The sequence below is a fragment of the Streptomyces sp. NPDC007971 genome (assembly GCF_042958635.1).
GTDB lineage: Bacteria > Actinomycetota > Actinomycetes > Streptomycetales > Streptomycetaceae > Streptomyces.
Genome location: NZ_JBIBJK010000013.1, coordinates 19,933 through 37,177, shown reverse-complemented (window position 1 = coordinate 37,177; position 17,245 = coordinate 19,933). Strand labels below are relative to the sequence as shown.

The window sequence follows — 17,245 nt, the reverse complement described above, 5'->3', positions numbered from 1 at the left end:
CGAAAACACCTTTTCATCGCGTTGGACGGGCTGTCCGGGCCCGGCGTTCAGTCACCGACCGGAAAATTCGCTTTACCCCCCGTGGGATACTGGCGGTGACTATCCGCCCACGAGGAGAACGGCACCCCTTCCTATGGCCTCGGTCACGTCCCTCAGCGACTCCGTCCAGCAGCATCTCGCGTCCGCCCTCACGGCCACCCTGCCGGAGGCAGCCGGTGCGGACCCGCTGCTGCGACGAAGCGACCGGGCCGACTTCCAGGCCAACGGGATCCTGGCGCTCGCCAAGAAGGCGAAGGCGAACCCGCGGGAGCTGGCCACCCAGGTCGTCTCCCAGGTGGTGACCGGTGACGTGATCAAGGATGTCGAGGTCTCCGGCCCCGGCTTCCTGAACATCACGATCACGGACCGGGCGATCACCGAGAACCTGGCCGCGCGGTACGCGGACGACACGGGCCGCCTCGGTGTGCCGTACGCGGCGCACCCGGGCACGACGGTGATCGACTACGCGCAGCCGAACGTGGCGAAGGAGATGCACGTCGGCCACCTGCGCTCGGCGGTGATCGGCGACGCGGTGGTCCAGATCCTGGAGTTCACCGGCGAGAACGTGGTCCGGCGCCACCACATCGGCGACTGGGGCACCCAGTTCGGCATGCTCATCCAGTACCTGGAGGAGCACCCGCACGAGCTGGACCACAAGGCCGACGGGGCGAGCGGCGAGGAGGCGATGTCCAACCTCAACCGCCTCTACAAGGCCGCGCGGAAGCTCTTCGACTCCGACGACGAGTTCAAGACGCGGGCCCGCCGCCGGGTGGTCGACCTCCAGGCGGGCGAGCCGAAGACGCTGGCCATGTGGCAGAAGTTCGTGGACGAGTCGAAGATCTACTTCTACTCCGTCTTCGAGAAGCTGGACATGGAGATCCGCGACCCCGACATCGTCGGCGAGTCCGGGTACAACGACATGCTGGCCGAGACCTGCCGCCTGCTGGAGGAGTCGGGTGTCGCCGTCCGCTCCGAGGGCGCGCTGTGCGTGTTCTTCGAGGACATCAAGGGCCCGGACGGCAACCCGGTCCCGCTGATCGTGCAGAAGTCGGACGGCGGTTACGGCTACGCGGCGACGGACCTGTCGGCGATCCGTGACCGTGTCTTCCACCTGAAGGCGAGCACCCTGCTGTACGTGGTGGACGCCCGCCAGGCCCTGCACTTCCGGATGGTCTTCGAGACGGCCCGCCGGGCCGGCTGGCTGAACGACGACGTCACGGCGTTCCAGCTGGCGTTCGGGACGGTCCTCGGCAAGGACGGCAAGCCGTTCAAGACGCGTGAGGGCGAGACGGTCAGGCTGGAGGACCTGCTGGACGAGGCCGTGGAGCGTGCCACGGCGGTGGTCCGGGAGAAGGCCGAGAAGGTGGGCCTGACGGAGCAGGAGATCACCGAGAACGGCCGCTACGTCGGCGTCGGTGCGGTCAAGTACGCGGACCTGTCCACGTCCGCCGTCCGGGACTACAAGTTCGACCTGGACCAGATGGTCTCGCTCAACGGCGACACGTCCGTCTACCTCCAGTACGCCTACGCCCGGGTCCAGTCCATCCTCCGCAAGGCCGGCGAGGCCCGCCCCGCCGTCCACCCGGAGCTGGAGCTGGCCCCGGCGGAGCGCGCGCTGGGCCTGCACCTGGACCAGTTCGCCGAGACGGTCCTCGAGGTGGCGTCGGTCTACGAGCCGCACAAGCTGGCCGCGTACCTGTACCAGCTGGCGAGTTCGCTCACGTCCTTCTACGACCAGTGCCCGGTCCTGAAGGCCGAGACGCCCGAGCAGGTGGAGAACCGCCTGTTCCTGGTGGACCTCACGGCCCGCACCCTGCACCGGGGCATGGCCCTGCTGGGCATCAGGACGCCGGAAAAGCTCTGACCGGTTCGTGACCAGGGCTGGGGAGCTCCCGTGGGACGGACTGCGGGAGCTCTTCCAGCGCCCTGATGCGGGCGGTGTGCCACAGCAGCCCACCCGGCCCGGTGACCCCGCTGCCGGCAGCTACACGATGTGGTCTTCCTGCAGCTCCGCCGTGTGGCGGTTGGTGAAGCGGTTGACCATCCGCTCGGCGTCGCGCTGGCGGAGCGTGATGCCGTAGATCGCCTCGACATCGCCGCGGAACTGGCCGGCCGTCGGATAGCTGCCGTCTATCGACTGCCGGAAGACCTGGTAGAAGGCCTCCTCGGACTGCTGGCCCTCCGTCGCACACAACTGCGCGGTGATCCTCTCGATCTCGGCGTTGATGTCCGCGCGGCGCCGGGCGAGGGTCGCCAGTTCGCGCTTGCGCTCCTCGACGATGCGTTGGGCCTCGCGGAACGTCTCGCCCTTGGCCCGCGCCGCGGCGAGCTGCTCCTCGGCAGCCTTGGTCAGCGCGTCGCGGCGCTCGTCGGCCGACTTCAGTATCTCGGCGGCATCACGGCGGGCGTGGGCGAGCAGCTCGTCCGCATCCGCGCGGGCCTTCTCGACCAGGGAGTTGCTCTCGGCGAGCGCGTCGGCGTACAGCCGCTCCGCCTCCTGCCTGTTCCGCTCCGTCCGCTGGAACAGCTCCCACGCCCGCTTCAGGATCTGGCCCGACACCGAGTGCCTGTGCCCCAGTTGCGTGATGTCCACGATGTTCCCGCCGGGCTCCGTCACCGCGTGATCGACGAGGAGGGTGGTCAGGGTCTCGTAGACGGCCGCCGCGTCTGCGGGACGGTCCTGGGGGCGTTTGGCGAGCAGATGCAGGATGAGGTCGTTCAGGACGGCGGGAAGGCCTTCGACGAGCTCCGCCGGAGCGGTCGCGGTGTCCTCCATCTGCATCCGGAGCACCGCCCACTGGATATTGCTGGTGAAGGGTGGTCTACCGGTCACCGCACGGTAGAGGAGACAGCCCAGCGAGTAGAGATCGCTGCGGTGGTCGACCTCTCGGGCGCCCTCGGCCTGCTCCGGAGACATGTACAGCGGGGAGCCGAGCGGAGCACCTGTGAGGGTGAGTTCCCGGGCCGCAATGGTCTCCCCCATGAACTTGGCGACCCCGAAGTCGAGGACCTTCACCACGCCGTCCGCTGTGAGCAGGGCGTTGGCGGGCTTGATGTCCCGGTGGACCACACCCTGACGGTGCGCGGCATGCAGCGCCTCCGCCATCTGCACGGCCCACCCGACGGCAAGCGGCCAGCCCGGCGTCGTCTCCTTGAGCCATCGGTCCAAAGACACGCCCTGAACCAGCTCCATGACGAGGAACAGGGTGGGACGCCCCTTGACCGACGCCTCGCCCCAGTCGTGCACGGTGACGATGTTCTGATGGGCCAGCCGCCCCGCCAGCTGCACCTCACGCCGGAACCGGGCCTGTGTGTCCGTCTCCTGCGCTCCGAACATCCCCTGGACGAGCTTGACGGCGACGTCCCGCCCCATCCGCTCGTCCTCTGCGGCCCACACCTCGCCCATGCCGCCCGCGCCGAGCCGTGCTCCGAGCCGGAACCGCTCGGCAAGCAGTTCTCCCTGCATCTGCGCCCCCTCCCAGGCCGTCTCAGAGTCCCGAGTTGCCCGTGCTGCCGTAGGAGCCGCCCGCCAGCCGGCGCAGGCGCCGGACCTCCTCCTCCAGGCGGTGCGCGACCTCCTGCGCGCCGTCGGTGAGTCCGCTGGCGGTCAGCTGGGCGGCGGTGGAGCTGAAGTAGTGGGCGGTGGCGAAGAGTTGCTCGTCCGCGTCGAAGGAGGGCTCCGTGCCGGCCAGAATCGCGCTGACGTCGTGGGCGACCTGGTTGATCTCCCCGGCGATCTCGTCCCGGGCGGCCTGGGAGAGCGCCACGGCCCGCCCGGTCTGCGCGAGGACGGACTCGCAGGAGCGCAGCACTTCCCGCAGGAGCCGGGCGTCCCGGTTCGGGAGGCTGACGGTGCCCGACTGGAATCCGAAGAAGTTGCCCTGGACCAGGCGGTCGACCGCCACGACGGGTTCGTAGCGGCGCAGGTCGATCGCGCTGTGGGCACCGAGCGCCGCCCGGAAGCAGGGGTGGATGTGGAACTCGGTCTCGTGCGGCTGCACGGGCAGGTAGTGGCCCCCGGCGAACACGACGTCGTTGCCGCGCCGCACCCCGAGGAAGCCCACGTCGTAGAGGACGTCGGTGATCCCGGAGAGGGTCAGCGCGTCGGCGTAGGCGGGGAACAGCCGGTGCAGGGTCTCCTGCGCCGCCTCGAAACGGCTGGTGAGGGCGGCGCGGGAGACGACGTAGCCCTGGTTCTGGAAGAGCGGGAACAGGTTCTCCAGAAACGGGTGGGTGACCAGGTACTCCAGGTGCAGGTCCTTCAGCTTCCATGCGGAGAACTGGAACTCCGCCTCCAGGACGTCCTGTTCCGTGATCCGGTCCCGGCCGTGGTTCACGGCCGTGTCCTGGCAGAGGTTGAGGAACTGGATGGCGTCCCGGGGGCGGGGCAGACAGCGGCGGAAGACGTAGTCCGGCATCTCCTCGCACGCCACGGCCGGCGGGAAGACCTCCCGCCACAGCTGTTCGGCGGTCAGCTCCACGCCGGCGGCGGCCCGCGCCCGGGCCAGCGCGAGGTCGTGCAGTGCCTCCTCGGTCCAGGCGATCCGCAGCTCGTCCCCGTGGAACTTGTCGCCCTCGCCGAACGACAGCGAGTCGTAGATGTCCGCCCGCAGGAACAGCAGGAACCGCACCGAGCGCCCGTAGCGGCTCGCGGCGTGCTTGGCCGCCAGCAGCAGTCCGATGACCATCGCGTTGCTGTCCGGCTCGGCCGACCACACCAGCTCCAGCTGGTCGACCATGACGAGCAGCGGCTCGTGCGCCGTGTCGCACCCGAGGTCGGCGAAGGCCTGCGCCACGCCTCGCTCGACGACCTCCAGCTGGCGCTGGGCCCGCGCCCCTTCCGACGGTGCCTGGCCGAGGCCGAGTCCCGCCTTGATGCCGAACGCCTCCAGGGACAGCGAGGTCTGCAGCCCCTTGGCTCCCTTGGCGAGCCGCTCCGCCAGCCCCTCGCCGTCCAGCTCTCCGTTCTGCTTGAGGAACCGCAGCAGCGCCTTCACCGAGTCGGGCTTGCGCCCGTGTGCGTCCTTCGCGTGTGCGGTCAGATGCCGGGCGGCGTGCACGGCGAACACGTACCGCCAGATCAGCGCCTTCGCCGAGTCGCCCGGCAGGCCCTGTAACTCGAACCGCCGGATCTCCTCGCCCGCCGTCTCGTCCGGCGTGACCAGTGCTTTGCCGGCGAGCTGCGCGCCGTCCGCCATCAACTGCATGCAGATGGCGCTCTTCCCGGACCCTTTGCGGCCGATGATCAGCATCTTCCGTCCGCGCACCGCCGCGTTGTAGGCCGCGGTGGGCAGAAAACCGCCGCGCAGCAGCAGACCGTACCCGTCGTCGGTCACGTCCCGCTCGGCATCCTCACGCCCGAAGTGCACGCGCGCGAGCAACGGCTCGTCGGCCATTCCGCCCCCCAAGAAGTCGCCGTCGTCCTGGAGACACGGTAGCGAGCGAAAGGGCCCGGCAGACCAAGAACTCGCACCACAGGAGTTTTCCCGTGGCACGTTCCCCCGGCGTCCCGCACCGCCGGCAGGGGAAACGCGTGTGCCGGCCCGGCGTCCCTGTGCACGTCGTTGCGCGGCACGAGCAGCCCCGTCCGCGCCGGTGGAGAGTCGTGTCCGCGGCACGTGCCCCCCGTGCCGGTGACGAGTCGTCTCCACGGCACGCGTAGCCCCTCCGCGCCGGTGGAGATTCGTCTCCGGGGACGTGCCGGGCCCGGCCCATCAGGTGTGGGCGTCGAGGAGTTCGCGGGTGCGGCGCAGCAGGGCCCGGCGGACCGGCTCCGGGGAAAGGACCCGCAGTGGCGTTGCCAGTCCGAGGAGGTAGCGGGCGAGGCCGTCCGGGTCCGGGCCGCCGATGTCGACGAGGGTGGCGTCCGGGCCGTCGGGACGGTGGGTGCCGACGGTGGCGGGGACGAGCCGTTGCGCCTGGTCCATGGGGAGCGGGAGACGGATGGTCGCGGACAGCGGGTAGGGGCCGTTCGCGGTGTTGTGGGAGACCAGCCGGGCGGGATCGGGCGGGTCGGTGATGTCCACCGCGTGCCCCGTGGGCCGGAGGCGGTCGACCCGGTCGGCCCGGAACGTCCGCCACTGCCCCCGGGCCACGTCGCGCGCGACGAAGTACCAGCGCCGCCCGGTGTGGACGAGACGGTACGGGTCGACGTCCCGGACCGTGGCCCGTCCCTCCCCGTCGGTGTACGACAGCCGGACCCGCTCCCCCAGCCGGCACGCGGTCGCCAGTTCGAGCAGCAGGCCGGGCCTGATCTGCGGCGCGTCCGTCCCGGGGAGGCGGACGAAGGCGTCGTCCAGTTCTCCCAGGCGGTCCGCGATCCGCCGGGGCAGTACCTGGCGCAGCTTCAGCAGCGCCGACAGCGCGGCCTGGTCGCCGCCGAGTGCGTCGCTCAGCGCCGCCTCGCGCAGTCCGACAGCCACGGCCAGCGCCTCCTCGTCGTCGAGGATGAGCGGAGGCACCCGCGATCCGGCGCGGAGGCGGTAGCCGCCCCACGGCCCGGCGTCGGAGTCGACGGTGTAGCCCAGTTCGCGCAGCCGCGCGACGTCCCGGCGGACCGTGCGGTCGGTGACCTCCATGCGCCCGGCCAGTTCGGCACAGGTCCAGGACGGCCGGGAGGAGAGCAGGGACAGCAGCCGCAGCAGGCGGGCGGACGCGCTGATCATGTGCGGCAGTCTTGCACGACCAGGACCGGAACTGTCCTGGTCGTGTCCTACCGTCCTTCCCATGAGCACAGAGACCGCTTCCGGACCCGCGTTCCGCTACGCCGCCGTCACCTTCGACTGCGCCGACCCTGCCGTACTGGCCCGCTTCTACGGCGAGTTGCTCGGCCTCCCCGTCCTCTTCTCCACCGACGACTTCGTGCTGCTCGGCACGGAGGGTTCGGCCGGCCTCGGCTTCAACCGCCTGGCCGACTACCGCCCGCCCACCTGGCCGGACCCCGCCCAGGAGAAGCAGGCGCACATCGAGCTGGGCGTGGACGACCTGGACATCGCCGAGAAACGACTGCTCGACCTGGGCGCCGCCAAGCCCGCGTTCCAGCCGTCCCCGGACCGTTGGCGGGTCCTGCTGGACCCGGCGGGCCACCCGTTCTGCATCACCACACTCGTCTGAGACGGCCCGGGGCCGCTCCCGGCCCGCCCGGCGGAAGGCACGCGTTCACGCCCCGCTGATCTCGGTCCGGCAGCCCGCAGCGGCGGACGGCCCCTCCGTCGCGGCCGACGCCCTCTCCGCCGCGCAGGCGTCCCGGGTGCTCCGGGTGCTCCGGGTGCTCCGGTACCACTCGCACCAGACCACCTTGCCGGGGCGCCGCTCCGCCACCCCCCACTCGTCCGCCAGCGCGGCCACGAGCAGCAGCCCGCGCCCGCCCTCGTCCGCATCCTCTGCGACCCTCGGGACGCCGGGTCCGCTGTCATGGACCTCGGCCCGTACGAGGCGCCCGTCGTACCGCAGCCGCAGCAGGAAGCCGCGCCCCGGCGGTGCCCCGTGCACCAGAGCATTCGTGGCCAATTCGCTCACGCAGAGCGACACGTCTCCCCTCCGCTCCCATGCGGCCAGCCCCCAGTAGGTCAGCGACCAGTCCGCGAACCGCCTGGCGGCGGGCACGGAGCGGCGGGCGCGGCCGTAGAACTGGTCGCGCTGGTAGAGGAGTTCAGTTTGTGCATTCACGGGACGACTGTCGCGGAGAGTGACTAGCCTGGTTCAGGCCGTGATCCCGTACAAAGCATTTGTACGGGATTGTGCGGGGGTCGGGCACGGGCAGGCGTGGGAGTTCAGCAGCATGACCACTTCTCGGAAGAACCAGTCGGCCATGAAGATGCTCGGCCGCCAGGTCGCCACGGCACGCAGGGCGGCGGGTCTGAGCCAGGCGGGCCTGAGCGTCGCGCTGAACATCAACGAGGAGACGATCGCCTCGATCGAGCAAGGCCGACGCCCACTGAAGCGGGACTTCGCCGAGATCCTCGACGAGTTCCTGGGGACGAAGGGGCTCCTGGCGGCCGGGGTGGCGAATCTGCCGGAGGTGGATCAATTTCCTTTGTGGGCCGAGGAGTACATGGATCAGGAGCGGGTGGCGATCGCGCTGTCCTGGTACGACAACGCGGTCATTCCTGGTCTGCTCCAGAGCGAGCCGTACGCACGCGCGGTCCTGCAGAACCGCGTTCCGGCCTATGACGAGGAGCGGTTGGAGACAACCCTCAGGCTGCGCCTCGACCGACAGGAGATCCTGCACCGCACCCACCCGCCGACGTTGAGCTTCGTGGTGTGGGAGCCTGCCCTGCTCCTGCAGATCGGCTCGGAGGAGGCGCGCCGAGAGCAGCTGCGGTTCCTGCACGAAATGGCCCAACTCCCCTGCGTCTCGCTCCAGATCCTGCCGTTGACGAGCCCGTTCCACGCAGGGCTCGCAGGCCCCTTCACGCTCCTCGAAACCCCTGATCACCAGCATGTCGCGTACACCGAGTCCCAACGCGGCAGCCAGTGGGTTTCCGACGCAGATGAGGTGTCCATCCTGGCGCGCAAGTATGCGATGCTGCGAACACAGGCTCTGACTTCTCAGGATTCGATGGGCCTGCTCAACCGCCTGCTAGGAGAGCGATGAGCACCGAGGGACTTCAGTGGTTCAAGTCGACGTACAGCGGTGACGAGGGCGGCCAGTGCCTCGAAGTCGCGGTCGCTTGGCGGAAGTCGACCTACAGCAGCGACGAGGGCGGCCAGTGCCTCGAAGTAGCCACCTGCTCCCACACCATCCACATCCGCGACTCGAAGAACGACCCCGCCCACGCCCCCACCCTGCACCTCGCCCCCTCCGCCTGGGCCGCCTTCACCTCTTCCCTCAGGTGAGCTGTCCCCTCGGCGTCCTCTGGGGTGACCACAGGACGTACGCGGCGGAGCCGACCGCGAAGGCGAGCCGGATGAAGCCCTGTGCCGAGGCGGACGGGATCAGCAGCGCGCTGCCGTAGAGGGAGATCAGGGCGATCCAGCTGACCCACGGGACCAGGTGCCGTCGGCCTATGGAGTCCCAGATCAGGGTGCCGAGGAGGACCGAGGCGTTGTAGTACGTGTACACGCTCGGGTCCAGGACGATGCGGGCGTCGGCAGCGAGCAGGACGACCGCGGGCCAGCGGTTGCGGCGGACGGCCAGCGCGCCCAGGCCGAGGCCGAGGGCCATCTGGGCGGGCCGGTCCCACCAGGGGGTCGCGGGGTCGTTCACGCCGAACCAGCGCAGCGAGGAGGCCGGTTGGTTGGGGATGGTGAACCGGGCCGCGGCGAACGTCTCCAGGTGGGAGAGGTAGAAGGGCAGCCAGGCCACGGCCACCAGCCCTAAGGCCCACGCGGTGGAGCGCAGGCGGGTGGGGCGGGGCAGGGCCAGCAGGAGGGGCAGGAAGCCGACCGCCCAGGGCTTGGAGTCGACGGCCAGGGCCAGGAAGACGCCCACCGCGGTCGCGTTTCCGCGCACCAGCGCGCGGACGGCGAGGGTGGTGAAGAAGAGGGCCAGGACGTCGTCGAGGTGGGCGAAGCGGACCGAGACCTCCACCCACATGGGGATGAAGGCCGCTCCGGCGATCAGCACGCGCTGCTGGAGACGCTGGTGGTTGAGGCCGGAGCCCCGGTAGTGGTCGGCGGCGGCCCGGCCGACCAGGACGAGCATGTACAGGCCGAGGCCGGACATGAACGCGTCGGCGAGTTTCTCGCCCACGGCGGCCGGGAAGGGTGCGAACAGTCCGGCGACCAGGAAGCTGACCGGGCCGATCTGCAGCTCGGGGTGGTTGGCGTAGAGCGCGAGGCCACCGCCGGGCACCTGGTTGAACAGCAGCTGCTCGCCGGTTCTCAAGTAGTGCCAGGAGACGGCGGAGTGGCGTTCGGCCACGACGAACCAGCCTGCCGTCCACAGGGTCAGCAGCACGATGTGCCACCGCACCGGATAGCGGCCGATCCGGCCGATCCGTGCCCCGTCCCTGGGTACGGCTTGCGCCGCCACCCGGTTGCGCACGTTCCGTCCTTCCCCTCGGCCCGCGTTTGCGGTCACTTCTGTAGAGGGCGTGCGGGCAGGGCGGGTTGCCTGGAGTCGGCGTCCGCACTGTCAGTGGCTGCGCCTACAGTCACCGTCATGGCGACACTTCCCAACCCGCTGCCCAAGCTGGCCACCGACCCGAGCGGCCGGTCCCTCGGGCTTCAGCTGCCGCCCGGCAGGCTGATCGACGCGACCGACGACGGTCCCTGGCACGAACCTCTGCTGTGGCACGCGGAGAAGCAGGCCGCGCCCGGCACCTGGAAGGCTCTGGGTGCCTCGGCCGCGCGAGCCGGGCTGCTTCCGGTGCTCGTGGACGTGGGCGGGCCCCAGGGGAGCGTGGAGAGCTGGGAGTTGATGCCGGGAGAGATGTCCTACCCGGGCGACCACGACACCGAGGAACTCCTCACGGAGTACTGGGACGAGTACGCCGAGGACGAACTGGGCGAGGAGATCGAGCCGTTCGGGGCCGACTGGCCCGGCCTCGCGCCCGCGGGCGCCGCGACCGCCGACCCGGACACCCGTGCCGCGCAGGTCGCCGACTCGCTGACCGACGGCACGCGCGCCTGGCTGAAGGACCCCCACCTGGCCCTGGTCCCGGCGCGCCGGTCCGCCGACATCCCGGCGGCGATCGGCTGGACGGGCCCGCTGAACTACGAGAACGACGTGGCCCGGCTGTGCACGGTCCTGCGCTCCTGGGAGGACCGCTTCGGCATACGGGTGGTGGCGCTCACCTTCGACACCCTGACCGTGTCCGTCGCGGCCCCGCCGGCCACCCAGGCCGAGGCCGAGGCGGTGGCGGCGGAGCACTTCGCGTTCTGCCCGGACAACATCACGCAGAACGGCCCGGACACCCTGCGCGCCTACGCCAAGGACCTGGTCGGCGCGCCGATCTGGTCCTTCTGGTGGGACTGACCGGGGCGGACCCGGCCTGCACCGGGGCGGACCCGGCCTGCGCCCGCGCTCGGCCCCGCAGGCCTCACCCGCGCAGGCCCCTGCCCAGCCTGCGCAGCCCCTCCTCGATCTCCTTCGGCGTCTGCGTCACGAAGCACAGCCGCAGGGTGGCGGGGTCGGGATCGGCGGCGTAGAAGGGCGCGCCGGGGACGTAGGCCACGTCCTGCGCCACCACGCGCGGGAGCAGGGCCGTGGTGTCGTAGGAATCCGGGAGCCTGGCCCACAGGAACATGCCGCCCTCGGGCCGGTTCCAGACGGAGCCCTCCGGGAGTGCCTCGGCAAGGCCGGCCAGCATGGCGTCGCGGCGTTCGCCGTAGACGGTCCGGACACGGGCGACATGGGTGTCCAGGACGTCCATGTAGCGGGCCGCGGCGAGCTGGTTGAGGGTCGGGGTGTGCAGGTCCGCCGCCTGCTTGGCCACCGCGCACGCCCGCCGGAGGTCCGCGGGGGCGCGCAGCCAGCCGAGGCGCAGGCCGGGGGCCATCACCTTGGAGAAGGAGCCGAGCAGGACGACCCGGTCCTCGGCGCCGGGGCAGGAGGCGATCCAGGGTGCGCGGGTGCCGTCGTAGCGGAGTTCGCCGTAGGGGTCGTCCTCGATGATCCACAGGCCCTGGCGGGCGGCCACGGCGGCGACCTCCTCGCGGCGCGGGGCCGGCATCGTACGGCCGGTGGGGTTCTGGAAGGTGGGGACCAGGTAGAGCAGCTTGGGACGCTCGCGCCGCACCGCATCCTCCAGGGCCGCCGGCTCGATCCCGTCCACGTCCCCGGGCACGGGCACCACGCGGGCGCCCGCCAGCCCGAACACCTGAAGGGCCGCCAGATAGCAGGGGCTTTCGACCAGGACCGTGTCGCCGGGCTCGATCAGCGCGGTCGCCAGCAGCGACAGGGCCTGCTGGGAGCCGGTGGTGACGAGCAGGTCGTCGGGGGACGTCGGCAGCCCCTGCCCGGTGACGCGGGCGGCGATCCCGGCTCTGAGCGTCGGCTCGCCCTCGGTGGTGGAGTACTGGAGCGCCCGGGACGGGACATCGGCCAGGACCTCCCGGAACGCGGCCGCTATGCCGTCCCGGTCGAACAGTTCGGGAGCGGGGAGGCCGCCCGCGAAGTTGATCACCTCGGGGCGTGCGGTGACCGCCAGGATGTCCCGTACGGGCGAACCGCCCACGCTGCGGGCGCGGGCCGCGAGCGGCGGAACGGGGGCGGTCGGTGGAGCGGACTCGGTGGCGGTCATGGTTGCGGCTCCTTCGCGGGTACGTCGCTGCTTTCGGTACGGCGGTACGGCGGTACGGCTGTGCTTCGGTACGTCGGCACATCGGCACATCGGCACATCGGCACATCGGCACATCGGCGCTTCGGCACATCGGCACATCGGCGCTTCGGTACGTCGGTACTTCGGTACTTCGGTACGTCGTCCGGACGCAGCCTAGGAAAGTAGCTGCCGCCTACAGCGGTAATTCCGCGATCCGGACCTCCCGCGCGCCGACCGCCGCCGGCCCGCATCCTCCCGCTCGCCGTCGGCGCCGCCGGCCCACCGCGGTCAGGGCTTGGTCGTGCCCGCCTTGACCCAGCCCGAGCCGCCCAACGGGAACTCGAAGGCGGGCCGCCCGTTGTTGCCGCTCGTGTGGAACGGACGGCCGTGGTCGTCGATCCTCAGCACACCGTGGCGGGAACCGCTGGACCAGGTCAGTGCCAGCGTCCAGCTCACGTCGTACGCCGAGGCGTCCGCCTTGACGTAGAACACCTCGGGGTCCGACTCGCTGACCTTGAACGGGAAGTTGCGGTGCCCCGCCTCGGGTTGGACAGCGGGACGCACGGCATCCAGGGCGACGGTGAAGGAACGGGTCGGCACGCCACCTCCGCAGCCGACGCCCGGGTAGCCCATGGCGTAGTCGTTCCATGCGAGCGGCGTGCGCCTGGCAACCGTCTGGACCTCCATGCCCTGCAGGACCACGGTCTCTTTGCCGGTGCCCTGCACGGTGAGCGTGACCTCCTGCTCCCCCGAGGAGACGGCACCGTGCGAGGCCACCCAGGCGGTCGCTGCGCCCTCGACCGGCGGCGGCGCCACCTTCGCCGGAGGCCGGTCGATCAAGTAACGGGCGGTGCAGGGACTTTCCCAGGCGTACGCGTCGGTCGACACGGTCAGCGGAGCCGCATCAAAGTCGCTGCCGCCGGACGGGGCCCCGCCCTTGCCGTCCGCCGTCGGGTCGCCGTCGGCCGGCCCGGAGGGCGATGCGGAGGCCGAGGAGGAGGCGGAAGCGGACGCCGAGGTCCGGGGGTGCGGTGCCGTCGACCGGTGTCCGTCCATCGCCGTGTGACGTGGCGTCGACGCCGCCGCTTCGGGAGTGCCGCCCCCGGCGTCCGAGCCGCCCGAGGTCAGGTTCACGGCCACTGTGGCGGCACCGAGAACCGCCGCGACGGCGATCCCGGCGACGAGGACGGTACGGGCACGAGGACGCGGGCTCACGCGGCGGCCTTGCGTCGGCACGCGTGCAGAGCCGGGCGCCGGCCCGGAGCCGGACCCAGCCCCTGACACCGACGGTTCGGCCGTGAACTCGGCTGCGGCCACGGGTACTCGCACCTCGGGAGCTACCGCCGAGGGATCCGCCTCCGCCTTGGACTCGGCATCGGCATCGGCCTCCGACTCGGGCTCGGGCTCGGGCTCCGAACCGGAACCGGAACCGGGCTTGAGCGCCGACGCATTCGGCTCCGCCTTCTCGGCCTTCTCGGCCTTCTCGGCCTTCTCGGCCTTCTCAGGCTTTGCGGCCTTCTCAGGCTTTGCGGACTGCTCGGCCTGCTCCCCCTTCCGCCCCCGCATCGCGTCGGCCAGCACCCATCGCCGGTGCAGCTCGACCAGTTCCTCGGGCGCGGCCTTGCAGAGGCGGGCGAGGCGTTCCACGGGGGCGTAATCCGCCGGTACGGCATCACCGTTGCAGTAGCGGTGGAGGGTCGACGTACTCAGGTGGAGCCGTTTGGCGAGGACGCCGTAGCTGAGCCCCGACCGCTCCTTCAACTCCCGCAGCAACTCGGCGAAAGCGTCGCCAGCAGTGCTGTCCGGCACTGTTCCTCCATCCCCCATGTCCCATCCCCGCGTTCCAGGGGATGGACGTTTTCGCAGCTCAGAGCCCATACGGGCATTCCAGCGTCCCTGATCGGCCGCTCGGTCTGGCGGACGGGACGGATCCCTCCACAAGCTGTGGCCATCCAAGCACGCAACCCCTCGGAAGAGAGATCCGCCATGCGCAGCCGCCGCACCCATCTGCTCGCCGTCACCGGAGCCGCCCTCGCCGCCCTCGCCCTCACGGCGTGCAACGACGGCACGGGGACGAAGGACAACGGTGCGTCGCGGCCCTCCTCGGCCGCGTCGAGCGCCACGGCAACGGGGGGCAACGGCACCGCGACGTCCGCCTCCGGTGATACGGCCGGTGCGGGCTCCTCCTCGGGCTCGTCCGGCTCCGCCAAGGGCTCCTCGGCGTCCACGGGTTCGGGCTCCTCGGGGTCGGGCTCCTCGGGCTCCTCCTCGTCGGGCAGGTCCTCGTCGGGCGGTTCCTCGGACGCGCGGGACCCGAAGAACCGCGTCCTGTGCAACGGCGCCAACACCAAGGTCACCGCGCAGCCGGTGTCCCGCCCGCTCAACCACATGCTCATCACGGTCAGGAACACCGGCTCGAAGTACTGCGACCTGACGTACTTCCCGGTGCTCCGCTTCGACGAGATGCAGTGGGCGCCGCAGGCCGACGAGAAGACCCACCCGCAGGCCGTGACGACGCTCGCCCCCGGCGAGTCCGGCTACGCGGCCGTCCTGCTCTCCTCCTCCGACGGCAGCGGCGAGGGCGGCATGACCGGCCACAGACTGACGGTCGGCTTCCAGGGCACGACCCCCAACAGCAGCGGCGGTGCCTCCGCGATCCCGTCGCTGCCGGCCAAGGGGGTGTACTACGACAGCTCGCTGAAGGTCACGTACTGGCAGCAGAACCAGAGCGACATCGCCGGCTGGTGAACGACCGAGGCCGCCCGGGCAACAGCCCGGGCGGCCTCGGCACAGCAGGTGCTCCAGCGCGGCATTACGCGAACGCCGGCGCCTCCTTCGGGTTCGGGCCGTACTTGTTGGCGCCCGGCTGGCTGTCCGTGCAGGTGAAGACCAGCAGGGTGATGGGGCCGGCCAGCGGGACGATCCCGAACAGCAGCCACCAGCCGGTGCGGCCCGTGTCGTGCAGGCGACGCACGGCGACAGCCAGGCTGGGCAGCAGGATGCCGAGGTAGAAGACGCCCACGAGGATGAAGAGCGCCGGGGTCTTGGACGCGGCGGCGGCGATGGCCAGAACCATGTAGATGATCCCGACGAACAGCGAGAACAGCCAGTACTCCTTGCGGCGTGCGCGTCCGCTGAACACCGCGTACTTCTTCAGCGCCTCGATGAACCAGCTCATTGTGCGTCCCCCCAGGGATCGACTTTCGGACCATCCGGAACGGATCAGGCCAGGCGCAGAAGGTAAGGACGGTGACGAGAACTCGTCAATTCGGTTCACACGCCGCATGGGTTGGGCGATTTCCGGACAGATCTGCTGCAGATGCACCGCTGTTCGCAGGGAATACGCCGGATGGGCAACGCAAGGCCACAGTTCCGAGTTGCTTCCGTTGCCGAACCGAGTGCGTACCGATGCCGGGTGGTGGCCGATTCGAGGCCGGAGCTATCCCGTTCCGTTGCCCGGCCCGGCACGACTCCCCCCGACCGGAAGCTGGTTACGCCCGGCTCTGGCACGGCTCGGCACGGCCAGGCACCACCAGGCAAGGCCAGGCCCAGCCCGGCGCAATGCCACCCTGACCAGTACAGCTCCACCCGACCAGCGCGGCTTGACCTGCACCAAGGCGGTCCCGCCCCGACCAAGGTAGCCGCGCGCCCGGACCAAGGCAGCAGGCCAAGGCGGCGGACCAAGGCAGCGGGTCAAGGCGGCGGACCAAGGCAGCGGGCCAAGGCGGCCGCGCCCGGCTCAGCGCAGCTTCTGCGCCGCCTCGGTCGCCCAGTACGTGAGGATGTTGCGCGCACCGGCCCGCTTGATGCCGGTCAGCGTCTCGAAGATGGCCCGGTCGCGGTCCACCCAGCCCTTCTCGGCGGCGGCCTCGACCATCGAGTACTCGCCGGAGATCTGGTAGGCGGCGACGGGGACGTCCACGCTGTCGGCGACCCTGGCCAGGATGTCGAGGTACGGTCCGGCCGGCTTGACCATCACCATGTCGGCGCCCTCGGCCAGATCCAGCTCCAGCTCCCGCAGGGACTCCCGCCAGTTGGCCGGATCCTGCTGGTACGTCTTCCGGTCACCCTGGAGGGAGGAGGCGACGGCCTCGCGGAAGGGACCGTAGAAGGCGGAGGAGTACTTCGCGGTGTAGGCGAGGATGGCGACGTCCTCGCGGCCGATCTGGTCCAGCGCGTCGCGGACGACGCCGATCTGGCCGTCCATCATCCCGCTGGGCCCCACCACATGGGCCCCCGCATCGGCCTGCACCTGGGCCATCTCGGCGTACCGCTCCAGGGTGGCGTCGTTGTCGACGCGCCCCTCGGAGTCCAGCACTCCGCAGTGCCCGTGGTCGGTGGTCTCGTCGAGACACAGGTCGGACATGACGAGCAGGTCGTCGCCGACCTCGGCGCGCACGTCCCGGATCGCGACCTGGAGGATCCCGTCCGGGTCCGTCCCCGGCGTCCCGAGGGCGTCCTTCTTGCTCTCCTCCGGCACCCCGAAGAGCATGATCCCGGAGATCCCGGCCTCCACCGCCTCCAGCGCGGCCTTCTTCAGGCTGTCGCGGGTGTGCTGGACGACACCGGGCATGGCCGCGATCGGCACGGGCTCGCTGACGCCCTCCCGGACGAACGCCGGGAGGATGAAGTCGGCGGGGTGCAGCCGTGTCTCGGCGACCATCCGCCGCATGACGGGCGAGGTCCGCAGCCGCCGAGGACGCGTACCGGGGAAGGATCCGTACTTCGTCATGCCCTCTACGCTACGCCCGCCGGGCCCTGGCCTTTGCCGACGGCCTGTCGGCCCCGCGAAGGGCGCAGCGAACCCTCGAAAGGGCACAGCGGGCCCCCGGAAGGGCGCGGCAGACCCTCGGAGGTCCCGGAAGGGCACAGCGAGCCCCCGGTAGGACGCAACGCCCCATGAAGGGCACAGCGGACGCGCATACGAAGTCTTTGCGAGCTCCTGGCCGTCCCTCGGTGCGCACGTCTCCCGCGCGTTCTACGCGCGTGGTGTCATGCAC

The 17,245-nt window shown here is 70.8% G+C and carries 15 protein-coding genes; 6 read left to right on the top strand and 9 right to left on the bottom strand.

Annotated features, from left to right (window positions below; genetic code table 11):
* The first annotated feature begins 133 nt into the window (after positions 1–133).
* Positions 134–1,903, top strand: a complete 1,770-nt coding sequence (gene argS, locus ACFZCP_RS26575; protein WP_391430967.1) for an arginine--tRNA ligase — start codon at positions 134–136, stop codon at positions 1,901–1,903.
* Between the two features lie 120 nt (positions 1,904–2,023).
* Here argS and ACFZCP_RS26570 read toward each other — a convergent pair whose 3' ends face one another.
* From ACFZCP_RS26570 to ACFZCP_RS26560, 3 genes are all read right to left on the bottom strand, one after another.
* Positions 2,024–3,505: a protein kinase gene (locus ACFZCP_RS26570; protein WP_391430964.1), complete on the bottom strand. Its 1,482-nt coding sequence runs from the start codon at positions 3,503–3,505 to the stop codon at positions 2,024–2,026.
* A gap of 22 nt (positions 3,506–3,527) precedes the next feature.
* Positions 3,528–5,435, bottom strand: a complete 1,908-nt coding sequence (locus ACFZCP_RS26565) for a P-loop ATPase, Sll1717 family (protein WP_391430959.1) — start codon at positions 5,433–5,435, stop codon at positions 3,528–3,530.
* 318 nt (positions 5,436–5,753) lie between these two features.
* Positions 5,754–6,704 (bottom strand): WYL domain-containing protein, encoded by a 951-nt coding sequence (locus ACFZCP_RS26560; protein WP_391430955.1) that lies wholly within the window; start codon positions 6,702–6,704, stop codon positions 5,754–5,756.
* A 61-nt stretch (positions 6,705–6,765) separates the two neighbouring features.
* On the opposite strand from ACFZCP_RS26560, the gene ACFZCP_RS26555 reads away from it, so the two are divergent.
* Complete coding sequence (locus ACFZCP_RS26555; protein ID WP_362689387.1) at positions 6,766–7,152, top strand: VOC family protein; 387 nt, start codon at positions 6,766–6,768, stop codon at positions 7,150–7,152.
* A gap of 45 nt (positions 7,153–7,197) precedes the next feature.
* Here ACFZCP_RS26555 and ACFZCP_RS26550 read toward each other — a convergent pair whose 3' ends face one another.
* The gene (locus tag ACFZCP_RS26550) at positions 7,198–7,707 is read right to left on the bottom strand and encodes an ATP-binding protein (RefSeq protein ID WP_391430952.1); all 510 of its coding nucleotides are present in this window, start codon (positions 7,705–7,707) and stop codon (positions 7,198–7,200) included.
* 112 nt (positions 7,708–7,819) lie between these two features.
* On the opposite strand from ACFZCP_RS26550, the gene ACFZCP_RS26545 reads away from it, so the two are divergent.
* Together ACFZCP_RS26545 and ACFZCP_RS26540 are read left to right on the top strand one after the other, a co-directional pair.
* Entirely contained in the window at positions 7,820–8,635 is an 816-nt protein-coding gene (locus tag ACFZCP_RS26545) for a Scr1 family TA system antitoxin-like transcriptional regulator (RefSeq protein ID WP_391430949.1), read from the top strand.
* Positions 8,632–8,877 (top strand): DUF397 domain-containing protein, encoded by a 246-nt coding sequence (locus tag ACFZCP_RS26540; RefSeq protein WP_362689381.1) that lies wholly within the window; start codon positions 8,632–8,634, stop codon positions 8,875–8,877. The genes ACFZCP_RS26545 and ACFZCP_RS26540 overlap by 4 nt, the downstream gene beginning before the upstream one ends.
* On the opposite strand, the gene ACFZCP_RS26535 is transcribed toward ACFZCP_RS26540, so the two are convergent.
* Entirely contained in the window at positions 8,870–10,027 is a 1,158-nt protein-coding gene (locus tag ACFZCP_RS26535) for a hypothetical protein (protein WP_362689378.1), read from the bottom strand. The genes ACFZCP_RS26540 and ACFZCP_RS26535 overlap by 8 nt on opposite strands.
* A gap of 117 nt (positions 10,028–10,144) precedes the next feature.
* On the opposite strand from ACFZCP_RS26535, the gene ACFZCP_RS26530 reads away from it, so the two are divergent.
* The gene (locus ACFZCP_RS26530; protein ID WP_391430946.1) at positions 10,145–10,960 is read left to right on the top strand and encodes a DUF4253 domain-containing protein; all 816 of its coding nucleotides are present in this window, start codon (positions 10,145–10,147) and stop codon (positions 10,958–10,960) included.
* A gap of 64 nt (positions 10,961–11,024) precedes the next feature.
* Here ACFZCP_RS26530 and ACFZCP_RS26525 read toward each other — a convergent pair whose 3' ends face one another.
* Together ACFZCP_RS26525 and ACFZCP_RS26520 are read right to left on the bottom strand one after the other, a co-directional pair.
* Positions 11,025–12,227, bottom strand: coding sequence for an aminotransferase class I/II-fold pyridoxal phosphate-dependent enzyme (locus ACFZCP_RS26525; RefSeq protein WP_391430943.1), 1,203 nt, complete (start codon positions 12,225–12,227; stop codon positions 11,025–11,027).
* Between the two features lie 306 nt (positions 12,228–12,533).
* Complete coding sequence (locus ACFZCP_RS26520) at positions 12,534–14,072, bottom strand: helix-turn-helix domain-containing protein (RefSeq protein WP_391430934.1); 1,539 nt, start codon at positions 14,070–14,072, stop codon at positions 12,534–12,536.
* A 159-nt stretch (positions 14,073–14,231) separates the two neighbouring features.
* On the opposite strand from ACFZCP_RS26520, the gene ACFZCP_RS26515 reads away from it, so the two are divergent.
* Entirely contained in the window at positions 14,232–14,993 is a 762-nt protein-coding gene (locus tag ACFZCP_RS26515; protein WP_391430931.1) for a DUF4232 domain-containing protein, read from the top strand.
* Positions 14,994–15,057: 64 nt separating this feature from the next.
* Here the strand turns inward: ACFZCP_RS26515 and ACFZCP_RS26510 are convergent, their stop codons facing one another.
* Together ACFZCP_RS26510 and hemB are read right to left on the bottom strand one after the other, a co-directional pair.
* Positions 15,058–15,423 (bottom strand): DUF805 domain-containing protein, encoded by a 366-nt coding sequence (locus ACFZCP_RS26510; protein ID WP_391430928.1) that lies wholly within the window; start codon positions 15,421–15,423, stop codon positions 15,058–15,060.
* A gap of 561 nt (positions 15,424–15,984) precedes the next feature.
* Entirely contained in the window at positions 15,985–16,977 is a 993-nt protein-coding gene (gene hemB, locus ACFZCP_RS26505) for a porphobilinogen synthase (RefSeq protein WP_362689360.1), read from the bottom strand.
* Between the last annotated feature and the right edge of the window lie 268 nt (positions 16,978–17,245).